This window comes from Tardiphaga sp. 172_B4_N1_3 (assembly GCF_052076035.1).
GTDB classification, from domain to species: Bacteria; Pseudomonadota; Alphaproteobacteria; order Rhizobiales; family Xanthobacteraceae; genus Tardiphaga; species Tardiphaga robiniae.
In genome coordinates, this window is the sequence record NZ_CP197238.1 from 2377990 (window position 1) to 2394445 (window position 16456).

The 16456-nt window shown below is 61.5% G+C and carries 16 protein-coding genes; 4 read left to right on the forward strand and 12 right to left on the reverse strand.

The window, feature by feature from the left end:
* Positions 1 to 78: 78 nt before the first annotated feature.
* From AB7783_RS11120 to AB7783_RS11130, 3 genes are all read right to left on the reverse strand, one after another.
* Positions 79 to 423, reverse strand: a complete 345-nt coding sequence (locus AB7783_RS11120; protein ID WP_120292013.1) for an AzlD domain-containing protein — start codon at positions 421 to 423, stop codon at positions 79 to 81.
* Complete coding sequence (locus AB7783_RS11125) at positions 420 to 1154, reverse strand: AzlC family ABC transporter permease (RefSeq protein ID WP_441277649.1); 735 nt, start codon at positions 1152 to 1154, stop codon at positions 420 to 422. The genes AB7783_RS11120 and AB7783_RS11125 overlap by 4 nt, the downstream gene beginning before the upstream one ends.
* A gap of 91 nt (positions 1155 to 1245) precedes the next feature.
* On the reverse strand, positions 1246 to 2217 hold the full coding sequence (locus AB7783_RS11130) for a transglycosylase SLT domain-containing protein (RefSeq protein WP_441277650.1): 972 nt from the start codon (positions 2215 to 2217) through the stop codon (positions 1246 to 1248).
* Between the two features lie 90 nt (positions 2218 to 2307).
* On the opposite strand from AB7783_RS11130, the gene AB7783_RS11135 reads away from it, so the two are divergent.
* Positions 2308 to 3243: a glycine/sarcosine/betaine reductase selenoprotein B family protein gene (locus AB7783_RS11135; RefSeq protein ID WP_441277651.1), complete on the forward strand. Its 936-nt coding sequence runs from the start codon at positions 2308 to 2310 to the stop codon at positions 3241 to 3243.
* A gap of 145 nt (positions 3244 to 3388) precedes the next feature.
* On the forward strand, positions 3389 to 3739 hold the full coding sequence (locus AB7783_RS11140; RefSeq protein ID WP_068734400.1) for a PilZ domain-containing protein: 351 nt from the start codon (positions 3389 to 3391) through the stop codon (positions 3737 to 3739).
* A 213-nt stretch (positions 3740 to 3952) separates the two neighbouring features.
* Here AB7783_RS11140 and clpA read toward each other — a convergent pair whose 3' ends face one another.
* Both clpA and clpS read right to left on the reverse strand, forming a co-directional pair.
* Complete coding sequence (clpA, locus tag AB7783_RS11145; protein WP_089263729.1) at positions 3953 to 6352, reverse strand: ATP-dependent Clp protease ATP-binding subunit ClpA; 2400 nt, start codon at positions 6350 to 6352, stop codon at positions 3953 to 3955.
* Between the two features lie 252 nt (positions 6353 to 6604).
* Positions 6605 to 6937 carry an ATP-dependent Clp protease adapter ClpS gene (gene clpS, locus AB7783_RS11150; RefSeq protein ID WP_068734422.1) on the reverse strand — a complete coding sequence of 111 codons (333 nt, stop codon included), beginning with the start codon at positions 6935 to 6937 and terminating at the stop codon, positions 6605 to 6607.
* A gap of 522 nt (positions 6938 to 7459) precedes the next feature.
* Between clpS and AB7783_RS11155 the strand changes: the two genes are divergently transcribed.
* The gene (locus AB7783_RS11155) at positions 7460 to 9139 is read left to right on the forward strand and encodes a pilus assembly protein TadG-related protein (RefSeq protein ID WP_441277652.1); all 1680 of its coding nucleotides are present in this window, start codon (positions 7460 to 7462) and stop codon (positions 9137 to 9139) included.
* Between the two features lie 69 nt (positions 9140 to 9208).
* Here AB7783_RS11155 and AB7783_RS11160 read toward each other — a convergent pair whose 3' ends face one another.
* A complete protein-coding gene (locus AB7783_RS11160; protein WP_068734393.1) occupies positions 9209 to 9544 on the reverse strand; it encodes a phasin family protein in 336 nt (111 codons plus the stop codon).
* A 398-nt stretch (positions 9545 to 9942) separates the two neighbouring features.
* Between AB7783_RS11160 and AB7783_RS11165 the strand changes: the two genes are divergently transcribed.
* Positions 9943 to 11769, forward strand: coding sequence for a serine hydrolase (locus tag AB7783_RS11165; protein WP_441277653.1), 1827 nt, complete (start codon positions 9943 to 9945; stop codon positions 11767 to 11769).
* A 217-nt stretch (positions 11770 to 11986) separates the two neighbouring features.
* Here the strand turns inward: AB7783_RS11165 and AB7783_RS11170 are convergent, their stop codons facing one another.
* The 6 genes from AB7783_RS11170 to AB7783_RS11195 form a co-directional block, all read right to left on the reverse strand.
* Positions 11987 to 12712, reverse strand: a complete 726-nt coding sequence (locus AB7783_RS11170) for a DnaJ domain-containing protein (RefSeq protein ID WP_441277654.1) — start codon at positions 12710 to 12712, stop codon at positions 11987 to 11989.
* Between the two features lie 51 nt (positions 12713 to 12763).
* Positions 12764 to 13486 (reverse strand): VWA domain-containing protein, encoded by a 723-nt coding sequence (locus AB7783_RS11175; protein WP_441277655.1) that lies wholly within the window; start codon positions 13484 to 13486, stop codon positions 12764 to 12766.
* An 81-nt stretch (positions 13487 to 13567) separates the two neighbouring features.
* Positions 13568 to 13861 (reverse strand): type II toxin-antitoxin system RelE/ParE family toxin, encoded by a 294-nt coding sequence (locus tag AB7783_RS11180; RefSeq protein WP_441277656.1) that lies wholly within the window; start codon positions 13859 to 13861, stop codon positions 13568 to 13570.
* 11 nt (positions 13862 to 13872) lie between these two features.
* Positions 13873 to 14091 carry a hypothetical protein gene (locus tag AB7783_RS11185; RefSeq protein ID WP_441277657.1) on the reverse strand — a complete coding sequence of 73 codons (219 nt, stop codon included), beginning with the start codon at positions 14089 to 14091 and terminating at the stop codon, positions 13873 to 13875.
* 46 nt (positions 14092 to 14137) lie between these two features.
* Positions 14138 to 15013, reverse strand: coding sequence for an alpha/beta fold hydrolase (locus AB7783_RS11190; RefSeq protein WP_093761275.1), 876 nt, complete (start codon positions 15011 to 15013; stop codon positions 14138 to 14140).
* Between the two features lie 396 nt (positions 15014 to 15409).
* On the reverse strand, positions 15410 to 16333 hold the full coding sequence (locus tag AB7783_RS11195; RefSeq protein WP_093761273.1) for a division plane positioning ATPase MipZ: 924 nt from the start codon (positions 16331 to 16333) through the stop codon (positions 15410 to 15412).
* Positions 16334 to 16456 lie beyond the last annotated feature (123 nt).

Sequence of the window (16456 nt, forward strand, 5' to 3'; positions counted from 1 at the left end):
CCCCTATTTTTAAGTTGAGCGGAGACTATCGCGTTCACGCAGTCATACAAGGCCGATACAGCCTGACGCTGTCGTCTATCAACCGAGGATGTATTTGCCGGTGACCATTACAAGCTCGCCGCATGCGACGCCGAGAAAGATCGAGCGTCGGAAAGCGACAAAGACGACAAGCCCGACAGCGACCGCACCATAGCGCAGCGGCGGTGGAATACTCGCCAGCGCGCCGGGCGGCACGACAAGAATTTGCGCAATGACACCGGCGAGGATCGCGGTGGCCACCGCCCTCACCCAGATCAGGATCTCGGACTCTTCATCGACACCGCCGCCGAGCCACAGGCCAAGCATGCGCCAGACTTCATTGGGCAGGAAACCCGCCAGCAGCAGTACGAGCAACGCATGCCAGTCGCCGATGAAGTCGCTCACCGCCGCCTCCAGCGATGCACGCCATAGGCGATCGTCCCTGCGGAGACGCCCGATATCAGGATGTCGACGCCGGTGTTGAAGAGCGACACGACGGGAAACAGCGCGAGACCGAGCACGAGCGCCACGACATCGGCGAGCTGCTTGCAGTTGCGCGCCGTCGACAGCAGAAACGCCAGCGGTGTCAGCAACAGGATCGCCGCGCCGAACAGCGGCGGCAGATTCGCCGCGAGGTGATAGCCGATGAAAGTTGCGGTCAGCGACGACAACACAAGTCCGAGGCCGAGCCCGTTGACGAAAGCGATGCGCCGCTCGCGCGGGACCAGCGGCATCAACCGGAAGCACTCCACCCACAGCGTCACTGCGATGAAATGCGATGGCAGGATCAATTGCCGCTTTTTGGTATCCGGCATGCGCAGCATCGGTAGCACCGACACCACCATGGGAAACAGACGGATCGCGCTTACGGTCACCGCGAGCGCTGCCTGGATTACCGTGGCGCCGGAGCCGAGCGCGACGAGAAGAATAATCTGTGCGGGACCGGCCCAGACGAACAACGTACTCGCCAGCGCCCAGAACAGGCTGAAATGCGTGTCATGAGCCAGCGCGCCGATGCCGATATAGGTCGCGAACAGTACCAACGTCAGGATGGTCGTGGTGATCGACCGCATGCCGTAAAGGAAGGCCGCCGGACTGCCCTGCCATCTCGGTGAATCCAGTGCAGGAAGCGACACGTGAGTTTGTTTCTTCTTGGTTGATCCGACGTGCCATAGGCTGCCGAAAGCCGCCGGCGTCAAGAGGCGCCAATGCATGGGGTGCCAGCAGTCACGCTCTGCCGTTGCGCAGCACCAGACAGCCCTGCCCGGCCCGGCGGATCTTGCCGCAGAGATCGTTGGCCTCGTCACGCGTGTCGGTCCCGATCCTCACCTGGTAGAAGGTTCGCGTGCCGCGGCTTCGGAACAGCGAACTCAGCAGGTTGGGATCGCGTTCGCCGACCACCGTGCGCAAACGCAGCATCACGCGCGCATAGGACATCAGAGCACGATCACGATTGAAGCCTGCCGCCAGCTGCACACCCCATGGCCGTGCTTCGCCGAGCTTCACACGCGCTTCCAGTTGCGTGACGAAGGGATTGGGCGCGCGCTGCAGGAGTGCCATCAATTCACGGCAGCTCGACGTCGCGGCACGCGGCGGCGTCTTGCCGTTGCGGCCCGCAGCCTGCCAGTCCTCGACCGTCGCCCCGGTGATCGCGGAGACGTAGTTGCGGGTCTCGCCGGGCATGTATCCCTTGCCGTCGAGCCAGTCCTGCACACGGCGCGGTCCTGCATTATAGGCCGCAGCTGCAAGGCCGAGATTGCCGAACTGGTTGCGCAGCTCACTGAGAAACTCCGCCGATTTCGGCAGCGCCTGCACCGGATCGAACGGATCGAGCAGACGCCGCTCATTGGCCGTGCCCGGCATGAATTGCGCGATGCCCTGCGCGCGCTGGCCATTGCGCGTCACGGGCCCCACGGCATCGGGCTGAAACCGGCTCTCCTGCCAGATCACACGGGCAAAGAATTCCAGCGGCAGATCGTTGGCCCGCGCTGCGGACTCGATCATCAGACACATCGACTCGCGTGCGTCACTGTCACGTGTCAGATTTGGCTTCGACGGCGTCGCCATCGGCAACATCCGGTCCGCGCCGGGCTTCGCCAATTCGCTGACCGGGAGCTCTTCGGCGCGAGCGCCCGCGACCGGCGCAAGCAACAGCGCCGCGAGGCAAATTATCCGGCCGATGATGCTTCCGAACGCCATGCCTGATCCCGCGCGGATTCCCCGCGCCTTGACAGCGAGACCCCAGCAGCTAGCTATGAATGAAAGACGGCAAAAGCGGGAGTGCAAACAATGGCCGACGCGCGCGACGACACATCCGGCTTTGCCAGCGACGACGATGTTCCGATCCAGTATATGGCTCGCACCCGCGCCTATTATCAGGCGATCGGCTATGACGTTCCCTATCGCTGGGCCCATCACGTCGACGCGCCGTTCCAGCCGCTCAAGAAGCCGCTGGCGCAGTCGCGCGTCGCCATCGTCACCACCGCCGCGCCCTTCGATCCCGCCAAGGGCGACCAGGGTCCGGGCGCGCTCTATAACGGCGGCGCCAAATTCTATCAGGTCTATGACGGCGATACGTCGGTCGATCATGACCTGCGCATCTCGCACATCGCCTATGATCGCGTGCACACGAGGGCGGACGACAGCGGCATCTGGTTTCCCCTGCCGGCGCTGCGCGCACTCGCGGCATCGGGCCGCATCGGCAGCGTCGCGCCGCGCTTCTATGGCGCGCCGACCAATCGCAGCCACCGCGCAACCCTTGAGACCGACGCGCCGGAGATCGTCAAGCGCGCCAAAGCCGATGGTGTCGATGTCGCGGTGCTGGTGCCGAATTGCCCAGTCTGCCACCAGACCATCAGTCTCGTCGCCCGCGAACTGGAGGCCAACGGCATCTCCACTGTGGTAGCGGGCTGCGCCAAGGACATCGTCGAACACGCTGCCGTGCCCCGTTTCCTGTTCAGCGACTTCCCGCTCGGCAATTCCGCCGGCAAGCCGCATGACAAGGCCTCGCAGGCGCAAACCCTGGAATTGGCACTGCGCCTGCTGGAATCCGCCGTGGGTCCGCAGACCACCCTGCAGTCGCCGCAGCGCTGGGCCAGGGATGCCGTCTGGAAGCGCGACTACAACAATGTTGCCCTGCTCAGCGCCGAGGAACTGGCGCGCCGCCGGGCCGAATTCGACAAGCAGAAGGACATTGCCCGGGGATTGCGCGAGACGGCGGCCTGAGCCCGTCCTGAGGCCGATCACCCCGTCTTTCGGCGATCGCCCTTAACTTTGGTTTACGTTAAATCCGCTCAATCCGCGCGAGAGCCTTCCCCGCCGGATGGAACTGGGTACAGTCCCCGCCTGTAACCTCAGGGGGCCTCAGGACATGGACGAGCGGCGCAAGAACGTCAGGGACAAGGTGATCTACGGTGCCGTCGCGTCCAAGGACCAGAAGGCCAAGGAATGTGTCGTGCGCGACATTTCCGAAGACGGCGCCCGCATCGAATTTGGAAGCGGCGCGCGACTGCCAAAGGATGAGCTGACGCTCAACATCGCGCGAAAGGGCCGTTCGTTCCTCGCCAGGATCGTCTGGTGGCGCGACAACATCGTCGGCGTCGCCTTCACCGATCCGCCGGTGGAGAGCAAGGAAAGCTCCGACATCGAAGAGCGCCTGCGCAAGAGCGAGAAGAAAAAGCGCGAATTGCAAAAGCAGATTCAGAAACTGCTGGGGCAGTAAGGCGTTTGGCCAAATAACAAAACCGCAAACTCAGCCCTCATCCTGAGGAGCGCGCTTGCGCGCGTCTCGAAGGATGGGTGCATATGCATTCATGGTTCGAGACGGCGCCGAAGAGGCGCCTCCTCACCATGAGGACAGAGAGCGTATCCCCCAAAACAAAAACGGCCGGTGATCTCTCACCGGCCGTTTTCATTTGTTCAATCGCCCGATGGCTTACGCCTTCTCCAGCGGTCCCTTGGCCGAACCCGAGCCCTTACCCGACTTCGGCTTCTTCGCCGCGCCGCGCTTGGCCGGCAGCTTCTCCGGCTTCGGCGTCACGGGACCATCGACGAATTCGAAGCCGATGCTTTCCTGCTCGACACCGAGCACCGCCTCGTCCTTCTTCAGGATGACGCGGACATGACCGCCATTCTTGAGCTTGCCGAACAGCAGTTCGTCGGCCAGCGGCTTCTTGATGTGCTCCTGAATCACGCGGCCCATCGGGCGCGCACCCATCTGCTCGTCATAGCCGTGCTGGATCAGCCAGGCCTTGGCGGGATCGGACAGTTCGATGGTCACGTCGCGATCTGCTAGCTGGGCTTCCAGCTGCAGCACGAACTTCTCCACCACCATGCCGATCACATCCGAATTCAGATGTGCGAAGGACACCACCGCATCGAGGCGGTTGCGGAATTCCGGCGCGAACTGCCGGTTGATCGCCTCCTGATCCTCGCCTTCCCGCTTACCGCGGGTGAAGCCGAAGGCCGCGCGTGCCATGTCGGCCGCGCCGGCATTGGTCGTCATGATCAGGATCACGTTGCGGAACGAGACCTGCTTGCCGTTGTGGTCGGTCAGCCGGCCGTGATCCATCACCTGCAGCAGCACGTTGTACAGATCCGGATGCGCCTTCTCGATTTCGTCGAGCAGCACCACGCAATGCGGATGCTGGTCCACGCCATCGGTGAGCAAACCGCCCTGATCGAAGCCGACATAGCCGGGAGGCGCGCCGATCAGGCGCGACACGGTGTGCCGCTCCATATATTCGGACATGTCGAACCGAATAAGCTCGACACCCAGCGACGATGCCAGCTGCTTCGCCACTTCGGTCTTGCCGACGCCGGTGGGGCCCGAGAACAGATACGAGCCAATCGGCTTCTCCGGCTCGCGCAGGCCGGCACGCGCTAGCTTGATCGATGCCGCCAAGGCCTCGATCGCCTTGTCCTGTCCGAACACCACGCGCTTCAAAGTCGACTCAAGATGTCGCAGCACCTCGGCATCGTCCTTCGACACGCTCTTGGGCGGGATCCGCGCCATGGTCGCGATCGTGGTCTCGATTTCCTTGATGCCGATTGTCTTCTTGCGCTTGCTCTCGGCCACCAGCATCTGCGCCGCACCCGACTCATCGATCACGTCGATCGCCTTGTCCGGCAGCTTGCGGTCGTGGATGTAGCGCGACGAGAGCTGCACCGCGGCCTCGATGGCCTCATTGGTGTATTTGAGCTTGTGGTAATCCTCGAAATACGGCTTGAGGCCCTTCAGGATCGAGATCGCATCTTCAACGGTCGGTTCGTTGACGTCGATCTTCTGGAACCGGCGCACCAATGCGCGGTCCTTCTCGAAGTGCTGGCGATATTCCTTGTAGGTGGTCGAGCCCATGCAACGGATCGCTCCCGAAGCCAGCGCGGGCTTGAGCAGATTCGAGGCATCCATCGCGCCGCCCGAAGTGGCGCCGGCGCCGATCACAGTGTGGATTTCGTCGATGAACAGGATCGCATTCGGATGCGCTTCGAGCTCCTTGAGCACCTGCTTCAGGCGTTCCTCGAAGTCACCGCGATAACGCGTGCCGGCCAGCAGCGTGCCCATGTCCAGCGAGAACACAGTGGCGGCCGACAGCACTTCCGGCACGTCGCTGTCCACGATGCGCTTGGCCAGACCTTCGGCGATCGCCGTCTTGCCGACGCCGGCTTCGCCGACGAACAGCGGATTGTTCTTCTGACGGCGGCACAGGACCTGGATCGCACGGTTGATCTCGGCCGTACGCCCGATCACCGGATCGATCTTGCCGTCACGCGCCTTCTTGTTGAGATTGACGCAATAGGTATCGAGCGCCTCACCCTTCTTCTTGGCGTCGTCGCCGTTTTTGGTCTCGGTCTCTTCGTCAACGCCGCGCACCGGCCGCGCCTCGGAAACGCCCGGCCGCTTGGCAATGCCGTGGCTGATGTAATTCACTGCGTCATAGCGCGTCATGTCCTGCTCCTGCAGGAAATACGCGGCATGGCTTTCGCGCTCGGCGAAGATCGCGATCAACACATTGGCGCCGGTCACTTCTTCGCGACCCGACGACTGCACGTGAATGACGGCGCGCTGGATCACGCGCTGGAAACCTGCGGTCGGCTTGGCGTCATCTGCGCCATCCGTCACCAGGTTTTCGAATTCGGTTTCGAGATAATTGACCAGGCTGCCGCGCAGCTTGTCGAGATCGACGCTGCATGCCCGCATCACTGCCGCTGCGTCGCTGTCATCCACCAGCGACAGCAGCAGATGCTCCAGCGTCGCATATTGGTGGTGCCGCTCGTTCGCAATCGAGAGCGCCCGATGCAGCGATTGTTCAAGGCTTTGAGAAAAAGTTGGCATTCCGCGTCCTCGTTGGCCCCCACCATCATGATCGTCGTTGCCGGGTCAGGCAACAAGAACCTTTCTCACATATAGTGATGTCTGATCGTGGTGAAAGGCTGGTTCCCGCTGCTTGTTGTGACGCGTCCGCAAAGCACGTCTGTTCATTCCAGCGCATTGTCACATGCGCTGTTGACGCAGCCGAACGACCGCGTTCGACTCACATCAGTTCAATGCAAGACCCGTTCCCAGTTTCCGGGAATTCACGCGAGGCTACTTCTTTTCCATCACGCATTGCAAAGGGTGCTGGTGCTTGCGCGCAAAATCCATCACCTGCGTCACTTTGGTTTCGGCGATCTCATAGGTGAAAACGCCGCATTCCCCGATCCCGTGATGATGAACGTGGAGCATGATCTGCGTCGCCGCCTCGGCGTCCTTCTGGAAGAACTTTTCCAGCACATGGACGACGAATTCCATCGGCGTGTAATCGTCGTTGAGGATCAGCACGCGATACAGGTTGGGACGCTTGGTCTTCGGTTTGACCTTGGTGATGACCGAGGTGGCCGGCCCACCGGGCGCATTGGACCGGTTGTCGTCCTCTGCCATGCCACGCGGCCGCCGGCGGCGATCGTCGAGGGCGCCGGCCACAGGCATCAGGATGCCGTCAGGCATGAATTTCGAAGGTTTCTGGAACATAGCGCCTGTATAAAAGTCCCTAGCCGATATTGGCCAGCCCCGAATTGACAGCGTCCCCAGCCACGACGTGCTGCCGGACGCCTCGGGCACAGAGGCGCCCCGGGTCGCCGCATGGGTGCGACGCTGTCCGTTACAGGACCGATGGAGCCAATATGGGTTCCTGTGGGCGTTCTCGCAAGCACACTGCAAGCACCTGGAATGGCTCGCCACGCCCCCGCCTGATGGCCCCCGGTCCGGTCAGGGTTAACCGATCGTGCTCGATTTGACCGGATAAGCAAACGAGCCATTTAACCGTCGTTCACGATAATACCGGGCGCTGACGCAGCGGCACGCCAATAGTTGGCCTTTTACCGATTTTCTGAGGACGCCTTTACCACCTGTTCAGCCGCCGCCCCCGAAATGACCGCCAGAAACCCACCATTGGCGGTCACGATGTTTATTCAATCGATTTTGAGCCAGACGAAGAGCATCGCATCCCGATTTGCACGCCACGACGGCGGCAATATCGCGATGACCTTCGCTGTCGCTCTGGTGCCCCTGCTCGGCTTCGTGGGTGCCGCTGTCGACTACTCCCGTGTCAACGCGGCCCGCTCGGCGATGCAGATGGCGCTCGATTCAGCGGCGTTGATGGTGTCGAAGGACATCGGCCCTTCCGATCTCTCGGCGAGCCAGATTACAGAGCGGGCCAACACCTATTTCGCCGCGCTCTATAAGAATAAGGACGGCGTTGTTACAGGCACGGCGGACGTTCCCGCTGTCACCGCAGTCTATACGCCAAGCACCGGCAAAGGCTCGACCGTTAAGCTCGATGTCACCGCAACCGTGGCTACCGATTTTATGAAAATAGTCGGAACCCCGTCGATGAAAATTAACAGCGTGTCGGTGACCAATTGGGGCAGCGTTCGCCTGCGCGTAGCGCTGGTGCTCGACACTACCGGATCGATGGGCTTAGGCACCGGCAAGATCGAAGCGCTTAAAGTCGCCACGACGAAATTGCTGGCGCAACTGAAGGCGAGCGCCAGCAAACCAGAAGACGTCTACGTTTCGATTGTCCCCTTCAGCAGATACGTCAACACCAATCCTACCAATTACAATGCCAACTGGATCGACTGGACCGGCTGGCTGGCCGAACCTCCGAATGGCACTTCGCCGAGGAACTCGGTAAATTGGAAGGACGTCGGACCGGGTTCAAATTGTCCTTATACGAACTCTAGCAGCGGCAATAGCAGCCACGGATTTGGCTGCACGGATCGACCCGCGACCGACAAGAACGCTCAGCCAGTCTCGAAGATTCCGGCGAACGGCAATATCTGTCCGAGCGACGACGACGGGTCCAAGAGCCGCCTCAGATACGGGCGGCTTTACAATGGCTGCTACAACACTACCGGCAGCAGCGGTTCGTACAAACATGTCTGGCGGCCGGCCGACTCGGTCAGCTCGCCAACGCCCGCGGATATCGCTGCCACACCGGCGAAATCGACATGGAACGGCTGCGTGACCGAGCGCGGTCTATCAACGGGGCCTAGCAACGACTATGATCGCAATGTCACGGCGCCCGCGGTCGGAACGACGGCCAGCCTGTTTCCTGCCGAGCAAAATACGGCTTGCTCGCCGGTGATGCTGCCACTCGGCAACAACTGGGACGCCATGAACACCGTCGTCACCAACCTGTACCCACTGGGCGGCACAAATCAGCCGATCGGTCTGGTGTGGGGTTGGCAATCGCTGGTGGGTGGAGGACCGTTCCCGACCCCGCCAGCCAAAGATGCAAACTATGAGTATCGGGATATTATCGTGCTGATGTCCGATGGTCTGAACACTCAGAATCGCTGGGATGGCGACGGCTATACTCCGGAACCGAACGTCGATACCCGGATGTACCAATCCTCGAAAATCGGCACATGCCCCAACATCTGGGCTGAAAAAATCACCATCTTCACTGTTCACGTCAATACCGACAACGGCACCGAATCCGCGTTGCTAAAGAACTGCGCAAGCACCAACAAGGACACCAACCTAAAGGAATTCCAGATGGTGACCACCGCCAGCGGCATCGGTGCGGCCTTCGATAAGATCGGGACGCAGTTGACCAAGCTCCGTATCGCGCAATAGCGACAGCGGCCTGACCACAAAAAACGCCCGGCCATCAGGCCGGGCGTTTTGATTTGAAAACCGTATCGCTTAGCGCGCCGGGGTCATTTTGGCGACGAAGCCTTCGAACGGCTTGTAGGCCTGCTTGGCGAGATCGACATAGAGTTCGCTGATCTTGTGCGATTCAGCGACGAAGGATTCATAGGCCGACTTGGCGTATTCGGTCTGCACTTCGAGCACCTTGTCGAGCGACTGCACGCCGGACAGTTTGGTCACGAAGGCATTGCCGTCCTCGAACGACTTCTTGGTGTAGTCGCCAACCGCGACAGCGATAGCCTGTGCACCGTTCTGAAGCGTGGCCGCCGATGCGACTGCACTCTCGAACTGCTCCTTGCCGTACTGCTGGATGTCTTCGACCTTGATCACTGCAAATCCTTTCCCGGATTGAACGGGTCAGCCGCGGCCGGGTGGACCCCGGTCTGATCTGACCCGCCCATCTATCGTGCGGCGCACAATGACGTCAAGAATCCTGTGCGATGCACAATTTTTACCATTGGCAATAAATGCACGGGTAACTGGCAAGGGTTGCTTAACCTTTTGGAAACTCGCCGGACCTACCCTGATTTCTTGCATTGGTGCGTTGGGGCCAAAAAGCCCAAAAACTGCATGAGTACATACTCTTAGCCAGAATGGCCGCGTATGCTTCTGCCATCCCGCCGAGAGAACCGCTCAGGCTGACGCTTAAAACTGAGACACATCCCCGGTTGTTGGGCATAATTTAGCCTCACGATCCGGGGAATGAGACTGATCTGACGGGGAAGTCCATGCTTCGCACAACGTTTGCTTCGTCGCGCACCTTGCGGGTGTGCGCTCTTGGGCTGGCAACTCTCAGCATCGCGGTCATCTTTACGGCTGACAGTGCGGATGCCCGCCGGCGACATAAATCGCGAAGCCACGTCGCGCGCGTCTCGAGCTACAATCCCGCTTTCTCGTCGATCATCGTCGATGGCAATTCCGGTGCGGTTCTCTCGTCCAACAATCCCGACGGTTCGCGCCATCCCGCGTCGCTGACCAAGATCATGACGCTGTACATGCTGTTCGAGAAGCTGGAATCCGGCAAGCTCACGCTGGACAGCGAAATGGACGTCTCGCAGCACGCCTCCGTGCAGGCTCCGACCAAACTGGGCCTGCGCCCTGGTCAGACGCTGCGTGTCGAGGACGCGATCAAGGCCCTGGTGACCCGCTCCGCCAACGACGCCGCCGTTGTCATCGCCGAAGCCATTGCCGGCGACGAAGACGATTTCGCCAAGCTGATGACCAAGAAGGCCCGCGCGCTCGGCATGAGCCGCACGGTGTATCGCAATGCCTCCGGCCTCCCTGACGATGCACAGGTGACCACCGCGCGCGACCAGTCGGTGCTTGGCCGCGCCATCCAGGATCGCTTCCCGCGTTACTACCGCTACTTTGCCACCGCCTCCTTCAATTATCGCGGCCGCAACATCCGCAACCACAACCGCCTGATCGGCAGTGTCGAAGGCGTCGACGGCATCAAGACCGGTTACACCCGCGCCTCCGGCTTCAACCTCGTCTCGTCGATGAAGCGCGGCAACCGCCATCTGGTCGGCGTCGTGCTTGGCGGCCGCAGCGGCGGCGCCCGTGACGCAGCGATGCGTAACCTGCTCGCCGAGAACCTCGACAAGGGCGCCACCCGCCGCACCGTGGCCGCGATCACCGAGCGCAATCCGTCCGAAGCCGCGACCGAGGTCGCCGAGGCTGAGGCCCAGGCGCGTCCGACCGAAACCAAACAGGTCAACGGCGCCATTCAGGTGGCTGCTGCAACGCCGGTCGCCGCTGAACCGGTCTCCTCCGAGCCCCCGGCTCGTCCCGCCGCGCCAGCGGCACGCCCGTCGGTCTTCGCCGCCGCCACCGCAGCACTGCCCCCGGCAGCGCCGATGCCGCAGGCCCGCAAGCCCGAGCCCGGCCCGCTGAATTCAGGCGTCATCCAGTCCGAGCCCATCTCGACCATTCCGGGCTCGTCAGAGCCGATGAAGCCGGTTCGTGTCCGCACCGTTCAGGTCAAGTCCGGCCAGTACAAGCTGGCCTCCGCCGGCGGCGAGCAACCCGCCCCTCCGGCCGCCACCAATGCCATCACGGCGCGCTCTGAGCCCACCGCCCGCTCGCCCGAGACCACCAATTCGCTCTATGCCCGCTCGGAGATGCCGCGTCAGCCGGCGGGCTTCGGGACCGGCAATGGGCTTCTCGGTGTTCTTCCAGCCTCTGGCGCCGCTCAGAGCGGCACCCAGATGGCCTATGCCGACCCTGCCCCGCGTAACGTGCCAGCTCCTCAGGCTCCCGCTCCGCAGACGGTACAACAGGGCGGCGCTATCAAACCCGCCGCGATCCACACCGGCTGGATCATTCAGGTCGGTGCCCTCGAGAGCGAGAGCGAAGCACGGATCCGCCTCGACGCCGCGCGTGAACAGGCCCGCGGCCTGCTCGGCAAGGCCGACCCGTTCACTGAAGCCGTCGTCGGCAAGGGCGACAGGAAACTCTACCGCGCCCGCTTCGCCGGCCTCGACCGCGAAAAAGCCGAAGCCGTCTGCAAGACGCTGAAGCGTTCCGAGATCTCCTGCATCACCATCAAGAACTGATCGATTGATACCGTCGGATACGCAAATGGCCGGGACATTGTCCCGGCCATTTTGCTTTTGGTCACCATAAATCCCCGTGGTGACAACTTCTCGTCAAGACTTAGCCGGTACAAAATACAGACGGGGATTGATCGACCATGCCGGACAACGGCGGGCGATGGGGCGTTCTCAGAGAAACGGAAGCTGCTCGCAGTTGTAGCGTAAAAGCGTGCTGGAGTTAGCTGCGATGCGTGCGAAGCAGAGTGTCCTTGGCCTCGTTGACCCGGGCCGCCAGGTACGTCGAGCCCCCCTGGTCGGGATGCAGTTTCTTCATGAGGGATCGGTGCGCGCGGCTGATCTCGTCGCGGGTCGCACCCGGCTTCACGCCAAGGATCTGATAAGCCTCCTCTTCCGTCATTTTACTGCCAGACGCCGCGCGGTCGTGCCGCCCTGCCGTATCGCCCTGCGCGTTCTGACGCCAAGCGGGAAACCGGCGGTCAAGATAACTTTCAAGTAGCGCCACGCTCTCCGCATCGAAGCCGGCCATCATCGCCGCCAGTTGCGGCAGGTCGAATGCATCGAGCGACTGACCGGCATAGGGGCCGGCGACGATCCGTCCGTTGAGCTGGCCACTGTCATGATCGAGGGTCATGTCGAGAAACGCCGAGCGGACCTGCGAGGTCTGGCCGGACGATTTGGTCCCGCCCCCGAACATGCCGCCGATATTGCTGAAGCCCGCGGTGCCGAACGGCGCCCAGCCCAAGAGACCCGCCCCGAAGATTCCAAGCGGGATCGCCACCGCCAGCTCGCCCTTGATCCCCGTGAACGCCGCCGCCGCCAGCGCCAGCACACCGCCGGCCAGCTTGATGCCGCGCGCCAGCAGCGCCGGGTTGGCCGAGCGGAACATCTGCAGCAGCATGTAAAGCACGAAGACGGCGAGCGCGCCGGCGATCAAAGTAGGCATGAGGGATAGATAGTCGGTTGCCGCGATCCGCGAAACGGTTTTGCAGACCGTTTATCGCATCTGGCCGAGCAGCTTTGCCGCACCCGGTGCCGACGCCGCCAGCCGTGTCAGCGCCTCACGTCCGCCCGCGGCATAGGCGGCTACCGCGCGTAGCAATTCGCGGAGCTGCGCAGCAGCTCCCGGATCGAACCGGCACCAAGCGCCACCGGTCAGCCGGGCAATCTCGCGAAACGCCTGTTCGGCCGCGGGGTCTTGCCCTTCCTGGAACATGAAGACCGGTACTTTCAGCAGGCCGAGCTCGCCCGCTCGTGCACAGAGCTCGTCAACGGACTCCTCCATGGCGTCGCCCACGAACACCAACGCACGCACGCCGGAGGCCACCGCCTCGCGCCGCGTCTCCGATAACACTTTACCGATCTGGGTCTGACCGCCCTGGCAAGCGATCTTGCCCATCAGCCGCGCCAGTTGTGCGGTGTCCGAAATCCAGCCGGTCGCGCGGCACTCGCTGAGACCACGGAAATAGACAAGACGGATATCGAGACTGCCGATCGATGCGGCCTCGCGAAACATGTCGGCCTGCAGCGTGCAGGCCATATCCCAGGTCGGCTGCCGGCTCATGGTGGCATCGAGTGCAAACACCAGCCGCCCGCGCCCGCCCGCTGCATGCGGCGCCATGGCTTTCGCCTTCGCTACAAATGCTGCGATGTCGGCCGATGCCGACGGTTGGGTCAGCGTATCGGTCTTGGACGTGGGAATCGTGGGGTCTCGGGACATTGCAGCTCGCGGTCTATGCGAGCTTCATGTGGCGAGCGGGCGCGATCTGGTCAATGGTGTTCCGGCAAGCTCAATTGCTGTTTAGTCTTGGGCCTCGCTGCGCCCCTGAGACGTGTGAAACACCGCAGCAACGACAAGTTCATTCATATCGTCATAGATTTTGTAGACCACGATGTACGGCAGTCCGGGAACAACAAGTTCGCGCGTCCCCTGCTCCAGACCGTTTCGTCCCCTTGCGGGAAACAGGGCAAGACTCCGGACGCCGCTGAACAACCGCTCAAGTACTTTGGTCGCCATCGGTGGGTTTTCACGTGCGATCCACTGACGGATATTTTCGAGATCGGAGATCGCCTTCGCATCGAAGACAATCTTCATCCTGTGCTCAGCTAAACCGGAAGGCCGAGGCGTTTACGCGCGTCTTCGTAGGAAACGAGCACGCGGTCAGGATCCGCAAAGCGGCGTCGAACTTCGGCGAGCTGTGCGTCTGTCAGCTGCACGTCTTGGCGATGCTCGAGGTAGTCGATCAACGCGAATGCCGCCGCATCCTGTTCGGAAGCAGACAGCGTCCTCACCTTCGCAATGGTCTCTTCAAGAAGCTTGGACATTGTCGAATTATAGCAAATCCCGTCGCATCATGCGACCGGATTCAGATCAATTCACGCTCGGCGTATACTGCGCGATCTTGTTCGGGTCAGCCGCATTGCTCTGCTGCGCAGGCTGCTCGATGATCTTCGGCTTGCCGGTGACCGGCGACAACTTGCTGTCGTCGTCGAGGAACTTGTCGAGCAGCCCCTGAATCTTGGTCTTCAGGGTTTCCGGACCGCGATCGCTCATGTCGGTGTGCTGCGCGCCGGTGTTGACGACCGTGATACCGGCCTTCTCGCAGATCTCGTCATCCGGCACGACACCGGGATCCGGCTTGAACACCGTATCGTGCGAACGGAACGACAGGATCTTGAATTTGCCATCGGTCATGAACGGCACGCGCAGGTTATCCAGCGTCACGACCTTCTTGACGTCATCAGGGAATTCCTTGGCGTAGAACATCGAGATGTCGCCGCCGTTGGAATGGCCGACCAGCGTGAGATGATCGTAGTCGGAGTTCGGCTGAATCTTCTTCAGCTCTTTCACCGCGTATTTGATGTTCTGAACGCCGCGCTCATAGACTGGCAGACGGCCGACATAGAGCTCGCCGACCTTGGTCACGAGCGGAGCGTCGGTATCGAGATCGTGCTGGATGCTGACGGCCATATAGCCACGCGCCGCAAACACGTTTGCCAGGAACGAGTATTCGGTGAACTTGACGGTGTTACCGTGATTGAGAACCGCAACAGGCAGAGTGATCATGCCGGCATTGGCCTGCATTTCCTTGTCGCGGCGAACGGCGATGTCGACCTGCACAGGACGATTACGCGACGCGTCGAAGAACGTCAGCGTCTCATGCCGAATAGCCCACTTCGACGCGGTGAAGTACGCGGCGGTGGTCAGCACGCAAACCGAAAGCAGAATGAGAAGTCCGCGTTTCATGTTCGTCCCTGATCGGCCAGCTAGAGATAGGTCTCAGCCGGCTACAGCACTTATGGGCCGGAATGGCCTCAAGCGGCTGCTTCAACAGCATATATGTCACAGCCCGGTGACAGAAAGGCTAAATATTGTGAATTCCGAGCCATGTTATTGTGCGTCGCACCCGTTTCTTGTGCAGTTGCTAAAGAAAGCGATGGTCGAATTGAGCGATTTTGAACAAGTTTCGCAAGGGATCGGAATTTCAAAAACGCCCTGATTTCAACGACAAATCAACTGTCGAACGGGTGACTCGTTCCCCGGTAAAAGAAAATGATACCTGTGGTATCAGCGTGAAGTTGAGTGCGGGATCGTTCATAGCCTGCCGAACGGGCAGCACTGGCTTTGCACAGTGAGCGCGACTCAGTTGCCAAGGATGTCGTGAACGTCCAGCGGCTTGTCGACCTGGGCAAACCACTCAGCGCGGTTGGCGGCGCGGCGGCGGCCACGCTCATCGAGCGGCAGCTTCAACTTGCGCAGCAGTTCGATGACTTCCTCGCGCGCCGTGACATGGCCCATGCTCGGGCGACGCCCGAGCGTGGCTTCGTTGAGATCGTCGAGCGCCGTCAGGCCACGCGGGAAGAACTCACGATACATCACGCGCTCGGCGAGACCGTCGATGGCGCGGAAACCGAGCTGCAGCGAGAGTTGATCGAGGACACCGGCGACCAGCATCTTGTTGCGCGAGCCGAGCACCGAGAGCCGGTTGCGCACCACGATCCAGTCGGTGGTCGAGCCATCGTGCTGGCGGCGCTTGCGCCGGGCTTCGCGTGCCATCTTCGAATAGTGGCTCTCGCCGGTCACCTTGTAGCTTGTAGCATCGACGGCGCCGAGCACGTCGAAATCGAGGAAGCTGTCATTGATCGGCGTCACCAGCGTATCGGCCATCGAATGCGCCAGACGCATCAGATAGGTATCGCTGCCAGGCGTGTCGATGACGATGAAATGGTGGGTACGCTCCACCGCGCTCACCGCGGTCATGAACTGATCGAGTTCGAAGGCTTCGTTGTCGGCGATCTGCATCGTCTCGCCGAGCTTGACGCAGCTGTGGGTCGGCACTTCCAGCGCAAGCCCCGCGCTCTGCGCCCAGACTGCGCGGTTGGCGATATAGCGCGTGAAGCTCTGCTGACGGCTGTCGAGATCGATGGTGGCGACGCGCTGACCGGCCTTCAGCAGCGCCACGGCAATATGAAGCGCAGTGGTCGATTTGCCCGACCCGCCCTTCTCATTGCCGAGCACGATCACATGCGCCGTGCCGGACTGGCCCTGGGTGGTTTGCATCAACATCGCGCGATCCTTCGATCATCTTCAAATCGCGAGGCGTGGCAAGGGTCAAGCTAAATACAGGGGCATCCTGCTCTGCAGGCGATCAGCCGCCCTTAATCATGAATCCCGGCGGCCGGTTGCGGC

Bases quoted from the DNA above. Each gene is read 5' to 3' on its own strand.
- AB7783_RS11130 (WP_441277650.1), bottom strand. From the start codon at position 2,217: ATGGCGTTCGGAAGCATCATCGGCCGGATAATTTGCCTCGCGGCGCTG.
- AB7783_RS11190 (WP_093761275.1), bottom strand. From the start codon at position 15,013: ATGAAACGCGGACTTCTCATTCTGCTTTCGGTTTGCGTGCTGACCACC.
- AB7783_RS11170 (WP_441277654.1), bottom strand. From the start codon at position 12,712: ATGCCTACTTTGATCGCCGGCGCGCTCGCCGTCTTCGTGCTTTACATG.
- AB7783_RS11135 (WP_441277651.1), top strand. From the start codon at position 2,308: ATGGCCGACGCGCGCGACGACACATCCGGCTTTGCCAGCGACGACGAT.
- clpS (WP_068734422.1), bottom strand. From the start codon at position 6,937: ATGGCAGAGGACGACAACCGGTCCAATGCGCCCGGTGGGCCGGCCACC.
- AB7783_RS11180 (WP_441277656.1), bottom strand. From the start codon at position 13,861: ATGAAGATTGTCTTCGATGCGAAGGCGATCTCCGATCTCGAAAATATC.
- AB7783_RS11195 (WP_093761273.1), bottom strand. From the start codon at position 16,333: ATGTTGATGCAAACCACCCAGGGCCAGTCCGGCACGGCGCATGTGATC.
- AB7783_RS11185 (WP_441277657.1), bottom strand. From the start codon at position 14,091: ATGTCCAAGCTTCTTGAAGAGACCATTGCGAAGGTGAGGACGCTGTCT.
- AB7783_RS11175 (WP_441277655.1), bottom strand. From the start codon at position 13,486: ATGTCCCGAGACCCCACGATTCCCACGTCCAAGACCGATACGCTGACC.
- clpA (WP_089263729.1), bottom strand. From the start codon at position 6,352: ATGCCAACTTTTTCTCAAAGCCTTGAACAATCGCTGCATCGGGCGCTC.
- AB7783_RS11155 (WP_441277652.1), top strand. From the start codon at position 7,460: ATGTTTATTCAATCGATTTTGAGCCAGACGAAGAGCATCGCATCCCGA.
- AB7783_RS11165 (WP_441277653.1), top strand. From the start codon at position 9,943: ATGCTTCGCACAACGTTTGCTTCGTCGCGCACCTTGCGGGTGTGCGCT.
- AB7783_RS11140 (WP_068734400.1), top strand. From the start codon at position 3,389: ATGGACGAGCGGCGCAAGAACGTCAGGGACAAGGTGATCTACGGTGCC.